The organism is Larkinella bovis (assembly GCF_042655385.1).
In the GTDB taxonomy this organism is placed as follows: domain Bacteria; phylum Bacteroidota; class Bacteroidia; order Cytophagales; family Spirosomataceae; genus Larkinella; species Larkinella bovis.
In genome coordinates this window covers 1,129,658-1,147,260 of the sequence record NZ_JBHSMA010000001.1, presented here as the reverse complement: position 1 = coordinate 1,147,260, position 17,603 = coordinate 1,129,658, and the positions used below count along the sequence as shown (strand labels likewise).

At 54.6% G+C, this 17,603-nt stretch carries 14 protein-coding genes; 6 read left to right on the top strand and 8 right to left on the bottom strand.

The window, feature by feature from the left end; genetic code table 11:
• The first annotated feature begins 11 nt into the window (after positions 1-11).
• On the top strand, positions 12-1,202 hold the full coding sequence (locus tag ACFPMF_RS04780; protein ID WP_379841656.1) for a gliding motility-associated C-terminal domain-containing protein: 1,191 nt from the start codon (positions 12-14) through the stop codon (positions 1,200-1,202).
• A 6-nt stretch (positions 1,203-1,208) separates the two neighbouring features.
• Here ACFPMF_RS04780 and ACFPMF_RS04775 read toward each other — a convergent pair whose 3' ends face one another.
• From ACFPMF_RS04775 to ACFPMF_RS04765, 3 genes are all read right to left on the bottom strand, one after another.
• A complete protein-coding gene (locus ACFPMF_RS04775) occupies positions 1,209-1,808 on the bottom strand; it encodes a pyridoxamine 5'-phosphate oxidase family protein (RefSeq protein WP_379841654.1) in 600 nt (199 codons plus the stop codon).
• Positions 1,809-1,855: 47 nt separating this feature from the next.
• Positions 1,856-3,820, bottom strand: a complete 1,965-nt coding sequence (locus ACFPMF_RS04770) for a tetratricopeptide repeat protein (RefSeq protein WP_379841652.1) — start codon at positions 3,818-3,820, stop codon at positions 1,856-1,858.
• A gap of 109 nt (positions 3,821-3,929) precedes the next feature.
• Positions 3,930-4,046, bottom strand: coding sequence for a 30S ribosomal protein THX (locus ACFPMF_RS04765; RefSeq protein ID WP_379841650.1), 117 nt, complete (start codon positions 4,044-4,046; stop codon positions 3,930-3,932).
• A gap of 235 nt (positions 4,047-4,281) precedes the next feature.
• On the opposite strand from ACFPMF_RS04765, the gene ACFPMF_RS04760 reads away from it, so the two are divergent.
• From ACFPMF_RS04760 to ACFPMF_RS04745, 4 genes are all read left to right on the top strand, one after another.
• Positions 4,282-5,052, top strand: coding sequence for an SRPBCC family protein (locus ACFPMF_RS04760; RefSeq protein ID WP_379841648.1), 771 nt, complete (start codon positions 4,282-4,284; stop codon positions 5,050-5,052).
• Between the two features lie 172 nt (positions 5,053-5,224).
• Complete coding sequence (locus ACFPMF_RS04755) at positions 5,225-6,049, top strand: sterol desaturase family protein (RefSeq protein ID WP_379841646.1); 825 nt, start codon at positions 5,225-5,227, stop codon at positions 6,047-6,049.
• A 59-nt stretch (positions 6,050-6,108) separates the two neighbouring features.
• The gene (locus tag ACFPMF_RS04750) at positions 6,109-6,903 is read left to right on the top strand and encodes an SDR family NAD(P)-dependent oxidoreductase (protein ID WP_379841644.1); all 795 of its coding nucleotides are present in this window, start codon (positions 6,109-6,111) and stop codon (positions 6,901-6,903) included.
• Positions 6,900-7,883 (top strand): NAD-dependent epimerase/dehydratase family protein, encoded by a 984-nt coding sequence (locus ACFPMF_RS04745; RefSeq protein ID WP_379841642.1) that lies wholly within the window; start codon positions 6,900-6,902, stop codon positions 7,881-7,883. The genes ACFPMF_RS04750 and ACFPMF_RS04745 overlap by 4 nt, the downstream gene beginning before the upstream one ends.
• 245 nt (positions 7,884-8,128) lie before the next feature.
• On the opposite strand, the gene ACFPMF_RS04740 is transcribed toward ACFPMF_RS04745, so the two are convergent.
• Complete coding sequence (locus ACFPMF_RS04740; RefSeq protein WP_379841640.1) at positions 8,129-9,751, bottom strand: ABC-F family ATP-binding cassette domain-containing protein; 1,623 nt, start codon at positions 9,749-9,751, stop codon at positions 8,129-8,131.
• Between the two features lie 169 nt (positions 9,752-9,920).
• Positions 9,921-10,667 carry a head GIN domain-containing protein gene (locus tag ACFPMF_RS04735; RefSeq protein WP_379841638.1) on the bottom strand — a complete coding sequence of 249 codons (747 nt, stop codon included), beginning with the start codon at positions 10,665-10,667 and terminating at the stop codon, positions 9,921-9,923.
• A gap of 183 nt (positions 10,668-10,850) precedes the next feature.
• Here ACFPMF_RS04735 and ACFPMF_RS04730 point away from each other — a divergent pair, with 183 nt between their 5' ends.
• Positions 10,851-11,942 carry a glycoside hydrolase family 130 protein gene (locus ACFPMF_RS04730; protein ID WP_379841636.1) on the top strand — a complete coding sequence of 364 codons (1,092 nt, stop codon included), beginning with the start codon at positions 10,851-10,853 and terminating at the stop codon, positions 11,940-11,942.
• Positions 11,943-11,946: 4 nt separating this feature from the next.
• On the opposite strand, the gene ACFPMF_RS04725 is transcribed toward ACFPMF_RS04730, so the two are convergent.
• From ACFPMF_RS04725 to ACFPMF_RS04715, 3 genes are all read right to left on the bottom strand, one after another.
• Positions 11,947-14,373: an alpha-amylase family glycosyl hydrolase gene (locus tag ACFPMF_RS04725; RefSeq protein WP_379841634.1), complete on the bottom strand. Its 2,427-nt coding sequence runs from the start codon at positions 14,371-14,373 to the stop codon at positions 11,947-11,949.
• Between the two features lie 81 nt (positions 14,374-14,454).
• Positions 14,455-15,957: an ATP-binding cassette domain-containing protein gene (locus tag ACFPMF_RS04720; protein ID WP_379841632.1), complete on the bottom strand. Its 1,503-nt coding sequence runs from the start codon at positions 15,955-15,957 to the stop codon at positions 14,455-14,457.
• Between the two features lie 292 nt (positions 15,958-16,249).
• Positions 16,250-17,602 (bottom strand): PKD domain-containing protein, encoded by a 1,353-nt coding sequence (locus tag ACFPMF_RS04715; RefSeq protein WP_379841630.1) that lies wholly within the window; start codon positions 17,600-17,602, stop codon positions 16,250-16,252.
• Position 17,603 lies beyond the last annotated feature (1 nt).

The window sequence follows — 17,603 nt, the reverse complement described above, 5'->3', positions numbered from 1 at the left end:
CCAAACAGATCATGACAAACGGTGTACGGGGTGCTGCGTTTTTCTGGAGCACACTCTGCACCGTTTTTTCAGTTATTTGCTCACCCAAATGTCAGGCCCAGTCCGACCAGTGCATTTCTGGCCCCGGACAGTTTACCGGCTCCCTCCAGATTCGGCCCGGTATTGGCTGTTTACCGTTGACCGTTACGGCTTCCAGCGGCCTGAAAGATGTTACCAATATTCGATACGTTTTTGATTATCAGGGCGGGACTCCCAGGGCCTCGGATTTGACAGCCGATTCGGTTTTTACCTACCATAAGGCGGGTTTATACCGGGTCCTTCAATATTCGGAACAGAACGGCCGGCCGCTTCGCGTCTGTGCCATTGTGCAGGTGTACGACACACTGGCCCCCGAACTGCTCGTATCGGGTTGCCTGAACCGGGTGATGATTTCCATTCCTAAATCGGCTGAATACCAGTATGACTGGTACGTTGTGAATTGGGGCGATGGCACGAACGAACAGCTTGACGGGGTTGGGCCGGTGGGCGTTCATACGTATGCCGATGGGAGTCCGCGATCGATTTCGGTCCGGGGTGTTCACCTCTACGGCAATTGTGGCGGCACAACACGGGTGACGTTTCGACCTTCTACTCCTTCCGCTGGTCCGGTCATCGATCGGGTTCGGGCCGTGAGTGCCGATAGGCTGGAAATAACGGTCCGTAATCCGGGCGGCAACCCGTTCCGGGTCGAGCAACGATCACCGGGCGGAATTTTTGAACAAACCGCAACTGCTTCCGAAGCTGAACATCCGGTAATTCAGATGGAAGCTGATACGACCCAACCGGTTTGTTTTCGGCTGGTGCTGGCTGATACCTGCTTACGGGCCGGACCATCACCGGAAGTCTGCTATGTGCCACCAAAACCCCCGGAACCGCCCAAAATGGCTGACTCAACGGTTTTTATGCCCGACGCGTTCAGCCCTAACCAGGACGGCATTAACGACCGGTTTTTGCCGCAGGGCTTGCTGGGTGGATCGTTGCAATTGACGGTTTACAATCGCTGGGGAGAGGTGGTTTTTCGGACCGGGGACGCCCGGGAGGGCTGGGATGGTTATCTGGACAATCAACCGGTACCGACGGGCACCTATTCGTATCGTCTGGACATTGAAAAACCGGATGGAAAACGATGGCAGCAACGGGGAACGGTGGTCTTAACCAAATGAAGGCCACTACTTTCTTAACCCCAGATCCGTTGGTAGACCGTCAAGACTGACTAAATTTTTTTCCTGAACATACTCCTGAAGACCTTCCTCTCCCTTTTTCTCGGCCCAATCAAAGTGAATGTCGCGTTCGCCAACGTATTCGTATAGCGGAACGCCAAAACCGCAGGAAGTCTGCACCAGACTGATATCGGCCACAATAAGTTGTCGGGTGCTGGGGTAAAGGGTAAAATGCGGAGCATAAACCGCCCAGTCTTCCGAACCTGGTAAAACCGCGCGGCCTTTGCCGTACAGCCTCAAAATTAAGGGAGCGCCCGCGAACGAACAGAACATCAGCGTAATACGACCGTTTTCCCGAGTATGCGCCGAGGTTTCGTTGCCACTGCTGATGAGATCCATATAGCCGACCGTGTTGTCTGATAAAAACCGGAAGCAGTCGAGCCCTTTGGGCGACAGATTGACGTGTCCTTCGGCGCTGAGCGGGGCCGTGCTTACGAAAAAAATATGCTGTTTTTCGATGAATGCCCGGTGCGCGGGTTGGATGGAATCGTAAAACTTGCCCATGATCTGGAATGAAAACCAATGAACAGACCCCAAAATGCTGTTCATGGCTAGTGCTGACCGGTAAATATACGAAAATACGGGTTTGGTGCGGGTCATGGCCCGGCCTGCTCCAGTTGCTTCAGGTTATTTCGGGCTTCTTCATAATCCGGTTTTAGGGCCACAGCCCGTCGGATGTCGGCCAGGGCGCCGGCCCGATCGCCCAGGTAAAACCGGCTGACGCCCCGGTTGTGCAGCGCCGTTGGATCGTTGGGTTTGTACCGGAGAAACTGGTTGTAGTCGGTCAGGGAGGCCCGGTACTGCTTCAGCTGGAGATACGAAAAACCACGGGCTGTCAACACAATGGTGTCTTTTTCCGGAACCAGGGCCAGGGCCTTGTTAAAGTCGCGCAGGGCGTCCTGAAACCGGTTTAGTTTGTTGAACGTCAGACCCCGGTTGTAGTACACATCACTCTTTGCCGAGTCCATCCGAATCGCCTGATCGTACATCTCAAGGGCCTTGAGTGGTTCATTTTTTAGCCCGTAGGCGTTTCCCAAGCCTTCGTAGCAATGATACCGGCTGCTTCCGTTCTGAACGGCGGCCTGGAACTGCTGCATGGCTTCGTCAATGCGGTTGTTTTTGCCGTAATGATCGCCCAGCCCCTCACGAATCTGATCGTTTTCGGGATAAAACCGCAGGGCATTGAGCCACAGCGTCTCCGTATTTTTCCAGACCTGAACCTGCCGGATGGTGAGGTAAAAACACCAGGCTGAAAACGCCACCAGACCGGCCGTTACGATTTGAAACCGGGACGATGAGCTGCTGAATTTGGCCTGTAAGCCGTAGACAATCAGGAAAATAAGGCCAAAGTAGGAAAGGTAGCTGTAGCGATCGGCCATAATAGCCGCCCCAACCGTCATGAATTGCAACACCAGCAGAATCGTGATCAGGAAAAAACCGATGCCAAAAACAACCAGCCGCTGGCGTTCATGTCGGGCGGTGAACAGCAGCCAGATGGCATAGCCCACGACCAGCAGAAAAACCGGCGGTCCCAGCCAGTGCTGCGGTTCGATGTTTCTGACGTTTTCGGGGTAGGGGTAAAAAGCCGATAATCGGATGGGAACAACCAGTTTCAGCAGGTATTGCAAAAAACCGTAACTGCCGTAAACAAACCACCGGGCCGCAAACGGTTCCTGCCCGACGGCGTCTTTTTTCTCCGCAATCCGGATCAGCCAGCCGTGAAAGTCACCACCAGCCTGCACGTTGGTGGCCATCAGGCCCACCAAAACCGCCACCAGGAAAAACGGCGCTTTTTCCAGCCAGAGGGCTGAAATTCCCCGTTTCTTTACCCCGTCATCACCCGCTTGCCAGTAGTCAATCAGCCATAAAACGAGGGGAAGAACAACCGCCATCGCCTTCGATAAACAGGATAAAACGAACAGGCCGAACGTAAGCACCAGCCAGACCATTGCGCCGGAACGCCGGAAGCGAAGATAGGTCAGGCAGGCCGAGAGAAAGAAAAATGTATAGAGAACATCTTTGCGTTCGGATACCCAGATTACCGATTCAACGTGCATCGGGTGGAGCCCCCAGAGGACGGCCACAAAGAGTCCGACCCAACGGTTTTTGTGACTTAACGCAAACGCCAGTGCAAAAACCAGGAGGGTGTTCAGCAGGTGAAAAACCGTATTGGCAATGATAAAAGAAGTGGGCGACGGACCGAACAGGGCCGAATTGGCCGCCAGCGACAGCATCGTTAGGGGGTGAAAATTCAGGGCAACCACCGCTTTCAGCAAGGTACGAACGTGTTCACCGGTTGGCTCCAGCACATACGGATTGCCGAAGACATACTCCGAATCGTCCCAGTCTACAAACCCGTTTCGGAAGCCAACGGAATAGGCAATAAAAATCGCGAGCAAGACCAGCGGAAGCCACAACCAGAGATTCGGGCCGGAATTGGCACGCACCTTTGTCGAGGGGGGTGGAAGCGGAGTTTCGGAAACGGGTGCGGGCCGGAACGCGCTGTTGGTACGACTCGGATGCGGTTTAAGGTGGTTGCCGGGCGGTTTTTGTTTAGCCATAATCAAGGACAGAGTATAGCGAAATGCCCGCAAAAGCTGTACCATCCGGGGGCTTTCGAACAAAAAAAGCCCCGCTCTGAACGGGGCTTCTTGGCTGAAAGGTGACGGTTTATTCGTTGGCCGGGTTGGCCGGTTTTCTATGTTGATTCGTCAGCTTGGGGCGTTTGACACCGTATGAACCCCGCCAGATTTTGCCACGTTTGGTTTTGACATCTCCTTTTCCCATGTTCAAAAAGTTTAAAATGACCGATTGAAAGGACTTGATTAACGGATCTACCTCAATAAGAAATCATAGTTAATCATTTAATCACAATAATCAAAAGGTCCATACCGGAATCGATCGACGGAACGAACCAATTCTCGGCACCGCTTCACCCGTTTCGTCGGGAGCTATTGATTTCTAAACAACTAACCCGGGTTTCGGTTAAGGTGTATGAAATCAACTTTAAAGCGTAAGCAGCATGACAAATACAGAAAAACCGCTACTGGCAAAACTGGAAGCCAGTGGTTCTAGTCTGGTAAATGTGGGTGAGGAAGAGCGCGTTTGGTCAACGGTTGGCGGTGGCCTGTTGTTAACGTATGGCCTGAAGCGCGGTACGTTTGGCGGGTTGTTACTGGCTGCGGTCGGCGGTTATTTGACCTACCGGGGCATGTCGGGCCATTGTCCGATGCGCGAAGCCATGGGCGGGTCCATGGCGGACGCGGACGTGACCCCCCTGAAACCAATCCAGATTTCGGTGAGTCAGACGATTTATAAACCGCGCAAGGACGTCTACCAATTCTGGCGCAAACTCGAAAACCTGCCCCGGTTTATGTCGCACCTGAAAGAAGTCCGGCAACTGGATTCGACGCACTCGCACTGGGTGGCGCAGTTGGGCGAGGGGAAAGTGGCCGAAACCGTCGGATCAGTGGAATGGGATGCCCAGCTGATTCACGAAAAACCGAATGAACGGCTGGTCTGGAAATCGGTGGAAGGCGCTACGATCGATAACGCGGGGGAAGTCCGGTTTACGGATTCGGCCGACGGTTTTGGCACCGAAATTCAGGCGACGATCCAATACCGCCCGCCCGTCGGACACCTCGGCAATGCGGTGATGAAGCTTTTCAATTCAACCTTTGCGCAATTGATTGAAAAGGATTTGCATCGTTTCAAGGAAGTTATGGAAAAGGACCAACTCCCGTCGGCACCGGAGTCTACCCCCGAACTGGCTACCGGGACGGCCCAGCTTTGATTGAATGAATAGTGAATTCTGAAGGATAAACTGAGAATTTGAAAAGGTATACCCTGTTGATAGTCAACAGGGTATGCTCATGTTTTATTGTTCAGTCTTATTTTTTTGCCTTTCCGGATAGGGGGGAGCATTTCGTGGGCTGTCATTAGGGCGAACAGTAAACAACGCACTAATGGATTTGCAGCAACTGGAGCGCGAATTGCTCCCCCTGACGGCCTATGCCGCGCCGGTTATTTTCGGCTCGGTGCTTCTCGAGTTCTGGCTGACCCGGCACGACGAGGACCATCGGTACCAGCGCCATGATTTCTGGTCATCGGTTGGGATTGGGGCCGGGAGCCTGCTCATCAACGGCCTGCTGAAAACCAGTGTTTTCGGCATGGCGATTTTCTTCAGCGACCTCATTCCCTGGCGTATCGAAACGCACTGGTGGACCTGGGTGCTGGCGTACGCGGTCATCGATATCTGCAATTATTTCGCGCATTTTACGGCGCACAAACAGCGCGTCTGGTGGGCCACGCACGTCACGCACCATTCCTCCGAACACCTCAATTTTTCGACGGCTTTCCGGAATTCGTGGACGCAGCACCTGAAACTGATTTTCTTCATTCCGGCCTGGTTATCCGGCCTCAATCTCGTTGTCCTGCTGACCTGTTACCAGATTAATCTGCTGTACCAATTCTGGATTCATACCGAGATGATCGGCAAATTGCCGCGCTGGTTTGAATTTTTCTTCGTAACGCCTTCGCACCACCGGGTTCACCACGGGAGCAACGAACGGTATATCGACAAGAATTTTGGCTCTTCGCTGATTATCTGGGACCGTCTGTTCGGAACCTTTCAGGAGGAGGACGAAAAACCGGTATACGGCCTGACCAAACCGGTAGAATCGTTCAACCCGGTTTACCTGAACTTTCACGTCTGGGCTGATATCTGGCGGGATTTGCGGCAGGCCCGGTCGCTGCGGTCGGCCTGGACGGTGCTGTTTGGTCCGCCCTGAATCGTTATGATGCTGAACCATTCCTCGCCTACTCATTCGATTCCACCAACCAGAACGTCATGAATAAGTTTGTGCTCATAACCGGTGCCAGTGCCGGTCTTGGAAAGGCCTTTGCCCTGCAACTCGCCCGGCAGGGCCACAACCTGATTTTGGTTTCATTACCCCACGAACAGTTGCCGGAACTGGCGGCCCAGATCCGCCGGACCTGCAACGTCAGGGTGGCGTATTTCGAAACCGACTTGTGCGCCCGGCCGAATATCGAGAGCCTGATTACCTGGCTGCAAACGTCTCGCTTCGAGATATTTTACCTGATCAACAACGCTGGCATGGGTGGTTCGCAGGCTTTCGACCAGGCCGACACGGAACGAATCGAGCGGATTCTGCAACTGAACATCATTGGGACCTCGCTTCTGACCCGCCTGGTGTTGCCGTTTCTCCTGAAATTTCCGCAATCGTACATCCTGAACGTGTCGAGCATGGCGGCTTTTTCACCCATTCCCTACAAAACCGTCTATCCGGCGTCGAAGGCGTTTATCTACTCGTTTTCACTCGGACTTCGGGCGGAGTTGGAGCGAAAGGGCGTCCAGGTCAGTGTGCTGCATCCTGGCCCCATGCCGCATTCACCCGAAAATCAGGCCCGCTTGCGGAAACACGGTCGTTTGGGGCGGATGGCGACGGTTCCACTTGAGCTGATTGTGCAAACCGCCCTGCAGCAGGTGGCGCAGGGGCAATCGGTGATCATTCCGGGCTGGACCAACAAAGTCGGCTATTGGATGACGCGCTGGATTCCGTGGTCGTGGCGCCAGCCGCTCCTGGTATCGATGCTTCGCAAGGAACTGACACCGGCGGCATGAAGGTATTGCTAACGGGCGCAACGGGTTTACTCGGGGTCCATCTTGCCGGAGAATTAGTACAGCAGGGGTACGAAGTAAAGGCCCTTTACCGCTCTCTCCCCGAGCGGATTCACACCTTGCCGTGGTTTGGGGAGGTTGAATGGGTGAAGGTGGCCATCACAAGCCCGGTGGATATCGAAAAAGCGGTTCGGGGTTGTCAGGCGGTTATTCACGCAGCCGCACGCACCGATCCGTATCCGACTCCGCTGGCGGCTTATTATGACGCCAACGTGGCCAGTACGGAGCATATTCTGGCGGCCGTCAAAAAAGGGAGTGGAGCCCGGTTGGTGCTGGTCAGCACGGCCTCGGTGTTTCGGCCGGGTAGTCTGGAAAATCCGGCCACGGAAGAGAGTCCGTATGCCTTCCATCAGATGGCGTCGGGCTACATTGCCAGCAAATACGAAGCGCAACAGCGGGTGCTGATGGCCGTTCAGCAGGGCGTCGATGCCGTCATTGTCAATCCGACGTTTATGCTGGGACCGTATGATTTCAAGCCGAGTTCGGGGGCGGTGATTCGGTATGTTTTGCAAAACCGGGCGGTTTTTTACCCGAAGGAGGGCGGCAAAAGTTTCGTCGATGTGCGGGATGCCGCCCGGGCCACGGTGAACGCCCTGCGCTGGGGAACGACTGGGGAAAGCTATCTGCTGGCCAATGAAAACCTGCCCTACGAGCAGTTTTTTCCGCTGGTGGCGCAGCTGTCTGGGAGGAAAAAGAAGCTGTTGCCGATACCGGTTTCGCTGATTCGGGCGGCTGGTCGGTTAGGCGCCGTGGGCGAGCGGCTTGTCCGGAACGGTTTGCCGATCAATCGCATCAATGCACAGCTCATAACCCAGCCAAATTACTATTCGGGCGCAAAAGCCCGGTGGGTATTAAACCTGCCGCAGACGCCGGTTCGCCAGTCGATTGAAGATGCCATCCGGTGGTTTGAAACGGGCGAATAGGCCCAGCGCTTTCAAAAAAGCGTCGCGGTAATGGGTACCCATCGGGATTTCGATTGTATCGCTAACGATCCGGTTTCCTTCAAGCGGGGTAATTCTTGCTTTATTGACAAGGAAAGAGCGGTGAACCCGAACCGTCCTGACGGGGGAGGTCATGCTGATTAACGGGTTTCGGTATACGGTTTTCCGTTATCGGTGGCTGGCGATTTTATCAGGAACCACCGAACCGAAAACCGTATACCGACGCCCTATTTATACAGGGTAGCCCGTTGTTCTTTGACACGGTCGTCCGTCAGGTACTCGTCGTAGGTCATCAGTTTGTCGAGGTGACCATTCGGAGCGATTTCGATGATGCGGTTGGCAATGGTTTCGCCGAACTGGTGGTCATGCGAAGTGAACAGAACCGGGCCTTTGAAATCGATCAGCCCGTTGTTGAGTGCCGTGATGGATTCGAGGTCGAGGTGGTTGGTCGGTTCGTCCAGCACCAGCAGGTTGGCACCCGAAAGCATGACTTTGGACAACATACAACGCACTTTCTCCCCCCCGGACAAAACCGTGGATTTCTTCAGGGATTCTTCGCCTGAAAACAGCATCCGGCCCAGAAAACCGCGAATAAAGCTTTCATCTTTTTCGGCGGAAAACTGCCGCAGCCAGTCCACCAGGTTCAGGTCGTTCTGAAAAAACTTGTCGCGACCCGTATCATTGGGGAAATAGGAGGGTGTGATGGTGACGCCCCATTTGTAGTCGCCCGAATCGGCTTTGCGTTCGCCCGCCAGAATGTCGAACAGGGCCGTGACCGCCAGGCCGTCGCGGCTGAAGAAGAAAATCTTGTCGCCCTTGCGCATCGAAAACGACAGATTGGTAAACAGCCGCGTTCCGTCTTCGGCGGTATAGGTCAGATTTTCAACGTTCAAAATCTGATCGCCCGGTTCGCGCTCCGGCTTGAAATTGATGTACGGGTATTTGCGGGACGAAGGCGCAATGTCGTCGAGCGTCAGTTTTTCCAGCAATTTGGCCCGGCTGGTGGCCTGCTTGGATTTGGACGCGTTGGCCGAAAACCGCCGGATGAATTCTTCGAGTTCCTTGCGTTTGTCTTCCGTCCGTTTATTCTGATCCTGCCGTTGTTTCAACGCCAGCTGGCTCGATTCGTACCAAAACGAATAGTTGCCGGTGAACAGACGCACCTTGGAAAAGTCGATATCCACGATTTGCGTACAAACCTGATCGAGGAAGTGCCGGTCGTGCGACACTACGATCACGGTGTTCTTGAAATTGGCCAGAAAGTTTTCCAGCCAGAGGCTCGATTCTACGTCGAGGTTGTTGGTCGGTTCGTCGAGCAGCAGAATATCCGGGTTGCCAAACAACGCCTGGGCGAGCAACACCCGCACCTTTTCCGAACCGTTCAGGTCGGCCATCTGGCTGTAGTGCAGGTCCTCCTTGATGCCCAGGCCGCTCAGCAGCGAAGCCGCGTCCGACTCGGCATCCCAGCCGTTCATCTCCGCAAATTCGGCTTCTAGGTTAGCCGCCCGTTCGCCATCGGCATCCGTAAAATCGGCCTTGGCGTAGAGCGCGTCTTTCTCCTGCATGATCTCGTACAACCGCTGGTTTCCCATAATGACGGTTTGCAAAACCGGGAATTCATCGTACGCGAACTGGTTCTGTTTCAGGACCGAAAGCCGTTCGCCGGGCGTAATGACCACCGAGCCGGTTTGCGGTTCGATTTCGCCCGAGAGGATTTTCAAAAACGTTGACTTCCCCGCCCCGTTCGCACCGATGACGCCGTAGCAGTTGCCGGCCGTAAATTTTATATTGACGTCGTCAAACAAAACCCGCTTCCCGTAGCGGAGTGAGACGTTCTGAACTGAAATCATTGATGGTTCCTTTGTGAAATGAAGGGGCAAAGGTACGGAAATCCGGCTTCTTTTACCAGTAAAAAACAAAAACCCTGACGGCGGAAATGCAATCCGGTCAGGGTTTTGTCGGTTCTGGTGTGGATGGGTAAATGGGTTCGCAGTAAGCGGTTTTAGTCGATGGGTAGAATCAATCGCGTTCGATTTTGCTGCCCCCGCTGGCATTCTGGTTAACATTCGCGGGGTTGCCCCGGTACCGGATTTTGCTGGCTCCGCTAGCTTCGGCGGTCAGCGAGCGCGAAACCGTGATTTCGGCCTGGCTGGCACCGGTAGCTTTCACCGTGATTTCGTTGGCTGGATAGGCAAACGCGTAGAGGTGCGAACCGCCGGACGCGTCGATCGTAAACTGGTTGGCCGCGCCGGTAACGGTATCGTCGCCCGTAGTAACTTCCGGTTTTTTCAGTTCCAGTTTTGAACCACCCGACACGACGACGTTGGTACGACCCGCCAGTACGTCCATCGTACCGTGGGAACCGCCGGAGAGTTCAATGTCCAGGGTAGCTGCGTTGGCAAATCCCTTGATGGTCGAATGCACTCCGCCGGAGAAATTGACAGCCCGCAGCGTGGGCATCGTAATCGTGAACTCGGTGGTATATTTCCGGTTTTTGTGGGTCCGGTATTCCGCCGTCAGGGCCCCGTTCCGGATTTTTACATCCAGGTCATCCAGGTTCCGCTGATCGCCTTTGGCTACGATCTGGAAGGACGAACCGGGCTGTACATTCACGTCAAAACCACCTCCCATTTCTACTTTGTCGAAACCGCTCAGCGAAAATGTCTTTTCACCCTCCTGCAGCGGTCCGACATCTTCCTGGTTACAGCTCGTCAGGAAGGCGAGGAAAACCGTGAAGACACTCGAAAAAATCAAAACTCGTTTCATTAGTTGTGTTGTTTAGTCGGGTACAAAGGTGGGTTCTTTTGGGTTTGTATTCAAAAGAGTTTTGTCCGAACTGGCAATTTTCGGCGCTGAAGTGTCCGGATTTGCCATTTTTAGCATAATTTCTGTTAAGTTGGGGTGGAAAACCGCGTTACGTATTTCTGTCAGTTCCCTAAACTCCGCTCCATGCTTCGTCGTATTTTTTCTTCCCTGGTTGTTTTATTTTTCTGGACTACCCTCCACGCCCAATCGCCGTACAAACCGTGGATGCTTGGCGAGTTTGTCAAACAGAACAAAGCCAACCCGGTGCTCGATGCCCGAAAGACCACCACCTTTGCGTGCCCCGTCCGGGGCGAAACCGTGCGCTGGGAAGAGAAGGACGTATTCAATCCGGCCGTGGTAGTGCGCAACGGGAAAATCTGCCTGATCTACCGGGCCGAAGATACGGTCGGTAAACATGCCGGAACCTCCCGGCTGGGCCTGGCGGTCAGTACGGACGGGATTCATTTCAAACGGCGGCCTCAACCGGTTTTTTACCCGAACAACGATGCCATGAAGTCGTATGAATGGGAGGGCGGCTGCGAAGATCCGCGGATTGTGGAAAGCCCGAACCGGGTGTATGTGATGACCTACACCGCCTACGACGGCGATAAAGCCCGGCTTTGCGTGGCGACCTCCAGGGATCTGGTGAACTGGACCAAACAGGGTCTGGCGTTCGATGACCTGAAATACCGCAACGAATGGTCGAAGTCGGGGTCGATTGTGTGCAAGCGCATCGGAAGCCGGATGGTGGCGCAGAAAATCGGGGGCAAATACTGGATGTACTGGGGCGATCAGCCGCAACTGTATTGCGCGTCGTCGCCGGATTTGATTCACTGGACGCCCGTTGAAACACCGAATGGCAAGCTGTTCGCCGTAGCCGAGCGACGGGAAGGCAAGCACGATTACCGGTTATTGGAACCGGGGCCGCCCGCGTTGCTGACCAAAGATGGCATTGTTCTGCTGTATAACGGGATGAACAACAGTAAGGACGGCGACCGCAATTTACCCGATGGAACCTATGCCGCCGGCCAATTGCTGTTCGACGCCAACGAACCTACCCAGTTGCTCGATCGCTCGGAAACGTATTTTATGAAACCGGATCAGCCGTATGAGATTGAAGGGCAGGTAAATCACGTCTGTTTTATTGAAGGCCTGGTGCCCTACAAAGGGCGCTGGTTTCTGTACTACGGAACCGCCGACTCGAAAATTGCAGTCGCCACCGCCCCGGCTCCCTGACGTCTTATTGCTGAACGAAAATTACAAAACCACTGGCGGGGAGCGTGACCGTTACCTGGCCATTCGAAGCCGGGACAACCGCCCCGCCATTGCCAACGTTCGAGCCGCCGTACTGGTCCGCATCGCTGTTGAAAATCTCTTTCCAGCCGCCCGATGGGAGCCGGTACGCATCGCTGTAAATCGTGTAGCGGTGGAACGGCTGGTTGTTCAAACTGGCGATGATCAGGACCTGTTCGTTGCCGAGCCACCGTTTGAATGCCAGAACGCGGGTGTCGTCCTGAACGTGCAGAATGTCGATATTCTTGCTCCGAATCGCGTTGAGTCGCTTGCTGACAGCGATCAAATCCTGGTAGAACCGGTACATAGGGGCACCCGCGCCCGCGCGTTCACCCCACAAATCTTCGCGCTGCTGAATGAAGGTGTCGTACTTATAGCGTCGTTGGGCTCCAATTTCTTCGCCCATAAAAAACATGGATGTGCCGGCCGACAGCAGCGAGAGTCCAAAAACCGTTCGCGACCGCCGTTCGGCCCAAAACCGGGTGAGGCCGGTTATGGGGGCGTCGTTAACGGCCACCACCATCGTGCGCGCCGTGCTGAAAGAGAGCGGGCCGTCGTGGTTCCCGGCTTCGTCGTGCGACTCGTGGAAAACCACCCGGTTATACTGGCTTTGGTAAAGCGCTCCGGCAAACTGACGCATCGGCAGGGGATCGTTGAAACCCAAACCGGCCTGTTTCAGGAGTCGGGCTTTGCCGTCCTGACCTTTAGCGTCACCGATCAGGTTATGGTAAAAGTCGACGTACCAGGCTGCGTCAAAACCGAGTCCGCCGGCGGCTGCCGGTTTGGTCACGGCCTCCCAGCCCGTATGGTCTTCGGCGATCAGCATGACGTTAGGCCGGATCATTTTCAGCGTTCGACTCCATTCCCGCAAAAGTTTCTGGCCGAACTGGTTGGCCCGGCCGACCGTATGACCAGTGGCATGCAGACAGTTGTCGCGGTGAATGGCCTGGGTCAGATCGACCCGCAACCCATCGATATGCATTTCGTCGATCAGAAAAGCGGCACTGCTGATGAACTGCTGCCGGACCACTTCTTCGGAAAACCGGGGTGACCAGCCGCTCGAACCGTTGTCGAGGTAACCACCATCGGGGAATTCATAGTCGGCGGACCGGCCCTCGTACCAGTAATAGCTATTGTCCTCGGGAGCTGTGGAGTCATACTGCCACTGCGACCGGCTGGCGGCATAATTGTAGTGATTGTAGACCACATCCTGGATGACCGCAATACCGCGCTGGTGGCATTCGCGCACAAAATGCCGGTATTGATCGCGCCCACCGGCGCTGGATTCGATGACAAAGTGGTGGGTACCCCCGTAGCCCCAGGCAATGCTGCCCGTAAACTCCGCCATCGGCAAGAGTTCAATGGTATTGATGCCGAGCGTCGTCAGGTAATCCAGTAAGGCAATGGCATCGGTTAAATCACCCGGGCGATCTTTGCCGAAGCCGAGCGCTCCGATGTGTAATTCATAGATTACCAGATCGTCTACCTGGGTGGGAACGGGTAAGGTGGGGGTAAACTCATTGGCCCAGAATTCATTCGCAGGAATGAGGACCGTGTCGTGGTCGGTAGGCGGCTCGAAATCCCGGCTGATGGTGTCGGGGTCGATGATCATACTGCAACTAATGGCCCCGTCGAGCGTCTCGATGGTGCCCGGCCAGTTCGGACTGTTTTCGGGATTGATGCTGCCGCAACCGATCTGGCTGCGGGAAAAAATATCCGTCCGGTACACCGTATCGCCCTGCGCATTGAGCAGTTTGTACATATAAGGCAACCGTTCGAAGGCCCGGAAGTCGGGCAAAACCGGACTTTGCCAGAGGGTCGGGTCACTGGATCGTTTCAGCGGAACAGGAGCGCGGTGGGGATCAATGCCGATGCCATCGTTCGTAATGTACCCGTTGTCTGGCAGGCCGAAAACGACCTCGATGGCCTGCGCATTGGGGGCCCAGACCGAAAATTGCAAGCCCGGTTTTTCGTCCGGCTGATGAAATACTTTATTGGCACCCAGTCGGCGGCTGAACGTCAGGTAAAACGTCTCGATTTGGTGAGCATCGCCGGGTTGCAAGCGAAACGACCGAAACCGCTCCACGGAAGCCGGGTCGGGCACCTCCGTCGGAATTCCCCAGAGGTTTGGCCGCTCCGGCCCATCGAGAATAACCCCCCAGTGAAACACGGTTTTTTCCGGATCATCCCGGAGCTGAAGCCGGGTTTCAAACGCCGGACAACCATCCGGTCCGACGATTTCTCGCATCGGATGTTCGGTCCAGTCGTCGGAATAGTCTCCATCAACAGTCCAGCTGCCCCGCAATCGGGCGTTCGAAAACAACGGATGTGGGATACCGGTCAGGTACCGAAAGGTAATGGTTTGGCTTGCCATGATCGTCAGCGGGTACAGAAGTAGAAAAATACGTGCCGAAGGCCAGGAAAGACAGACTTATTGAGTATTCGGTGCGGGAATTTACCACGACTCTATTTCCCCTTTTCCGGCATCCAGGTGCAGCACCCGCGTAACGCAGGCCGGAATTTCTTCGGCGTAATGCGACACGTACAGCAGAGTCCGGTCGGCCGACTGGCACAGTTCATCCACCAGATCCCGAAACCGGGTAATGTGGGCCGGATCAAGATTCTGACAGGGTTCGTCCAGCACGAGCAGGGGCGGATTTTTGGCCAGCGCGCGGGCCAGCAAGACCCAGCGTTGTTCGCCCGTCGAAAGCTGCGAAAGGCGTTTGTCGCGCAGATGCTGAATGCGGAGCAAATCCAGCATAAAACCGACCTGCCCGGTTTGGTCCTCGGTCAGCCTGCGAAACAGGCCCGCCGTATCGAAAAGGCCCGAAGCGACCACTTTCCAGACCGGTTGTTCGCGGGGAAAATAGAGGTGAAGTTCGGGCGATACAAAACCGATGTTGCGTTTGATGTCCCAGATGCTTTCTCCCGTGCCACGTTTCCGGTCAAATAGTTCATAATCATTGCGGTAGCTCTGCGGGTTGTCGGCGGTAATCAGGCTGAGCAGCGTGGATTTTCCCGAGCCATTCGGACCCAGAACCGCCCATTTTTCACCCCGTCGCACTTCCCAGTTGATGGCATGCAATACTGTTTTTTCACCGTAACTCACGGTCACATTCCGCATTCGGATGGCCCTTTCAAACGGTTTGGCCGTCGTGTTGAGCCAGCGGGGCAACAGGGTCGGGTCGGTCAGGGTTTCGGGCGCCGATTCGGGCAGGGCGGGCATCCCGGCTTTAGGTCCCTGCCAGCGGATTTGGCCGTCGGCCAGTTCGGCCACGTGCGTAATGGCGGCCGGTATTTCGCGGGGAGTGGTTGCCAGAACGAGGGTAGTTCCTTCCGCGGCAATCCGGTTCAGAATCCCGTGCAGACGTTCCCGGCTGGCTACATCCAGCCCCCCAAACGGATTGTCCAGCAGCAGAATTCTCGGGCGACGGAGCAGCGACCGGGCCAGCAACGTCCGGCGGGTTTCACCGTTGGAAAGCGAGGTGAGCCGACGGTCCAGCAGATGGGTGATGTGCACCCAGCCCGCTACCTCGGCCAGCCATTCGTCGGAATAGGCCGGGGGCGGCAGCGAAATGGACTGGTCGTCGACCGTTCCGACGGGTTTCACACGGTTTTGCAGCACTTCCCAGACGGTTGGCGCTTCTTCCGCAGCATCCGCGTTGAAACGTTGCTGGTAAAACTGCGCGGCTGCGGCCACCTGCCGGTCAAACTGGTAGTCGTTGGCGACCTGTTCCACCACTTCCCGCAGCGGTCCGACCGGGTGGTGATACGTTCCTGCCGAAACCGGCAAACGTCCGCTCAGGGCATCCAGCAGCGAACTTTTTCCAGAACCGGTCAATCCCAGAATGGCCCAGTGTTCGCCGGCTTGGAGGGTCCAGTTCAGGTGTTCAAGGACCAGGCCGGTGGGTCGGCGGACCGTAGTATTCTGGAGCGAAAGGAGCGGTGTTTCGGGCATCTCGGGTTATTTGAAGCCCCAAACTTAACAAGACCGGGTTAAAATGCCGTGGAAAAGGCTGGGAAGTTTAACGGTTTTCGGTATACGGTTTTCGGTTTATGGAGTCGTTGTGCAAAAACTGGAATGAAGCGAATAAATCGCCGTCTGTGCCCACGGAGAACTGTAGACCGTAAACCGAAAACCGTAAGAGGCTATCTGAAAATAGTTATTTGAGTCTTTTAAGCATCATTGGCAGCAAGACAATTCAAATACCGATGCCTTCTTCCTTTGTTACCTATTTTCAGACAGTTTCTTAGCGGAATTGTTTCATAACCTTTATCGTACATATGATATACGAGGATGCTCCGGCTTCAACAAAGCGCGTGATCTGAATGATGCCTTTACGGCCATCCTGAGTTTGAAATAGAATTAGACGCGGTACTTTCTTGTTGGAAAAACCAACGGTTTCCTCCTGCTCCGGGATCGTCAGTGTTTTCAGCCAGGAGTCGTCGGCGACCTGGGCAAACTGATCGTCTGTAACAGGGGAACAGGTCTCACAGTTTTCTATTACGTTCACAAACCGCACGGGTTGCGCACCGGGAATATCGTCAAAAATTAAGCTTCCGGCCTCGGCTGGTGAAACGAATCGGTTATAGGTAAATGACGGATTCAGACCGAAAAAAACAACATCGATCGCAGCACCTTCTTTGGCGGTTAATACATCGCTGGATTTGAAAACCCGATTTTGTGAGGTTGACAGGAAACAACCTACATCTTTTTGGGCTGAGTTGATACCCAGTTTCACGTCGGTAAGAACGTACAGGTTGCGGTTGGGCTTGACCACAATCGTGCGGGTTACCGACCGGTTCGTTTTGGAGTTGCTGGCGTCAAGTTTAATGGTGTACGTCCCTTCTTTCTGGAATGTAATGGCGGTTTCCTTGCTGGTGGGAGTTGTTAAGCTGCCGCCCTCGGCCGACCATGTGTACGAAACACCGCCTACCGTCTGGTTTTGAGTGGTCAGGGTCAGAGGGGCTTCTTCATCATAATCCTCTGGCGACAGTTGGTAGTCAAATGCAGGAGCCAGTGCTTTATCAACCACGATAGTCGTGTCTTTCTGCTGAGCGAAGGTACCGTAGAACAGCTTGAGCGATATTTTATGGGTGCCAGGCGTCGCAAATACTACGCTTGGATTGGCATCGGTCGAGGTGGCAGGTGATCCACCTTCAAACGTCCACTCCAGCCGGTCGCCCCCAGCCGACAGGTTTTTCATTTTTACCGTAACGGGAGGGTAAAGATTGTCAATAACCTCGAACTGAAACGCAGGTGCCAGTTTTTCGCCAATCTTGACGGTAACCTCCTTGGTGTCCTGTTCGCCATCAACATTAGACGCAACCAGTTTAATAGTGTATGAACCGCTGGTAGCGTATTTGATAGCAACTGGCGTCTTATCTGTAGACGAGGCTGGCGCTGCTCCCTGAAAGGTCCACTGATACGTATCGGCACCCGTCGATAGATTGGTAATCTCCAGGGTTGCTGGAGGGGTAAAATTACCGTTCACCGCTTTTACCGAAAAATCAGTTTTAACGGGAATACTTACCTCCCGGTAGCAGGCACTACCGGCGAAACTGGCCAGGCCCAGGAGCCAAAAACCTATAAGTGATTTCATA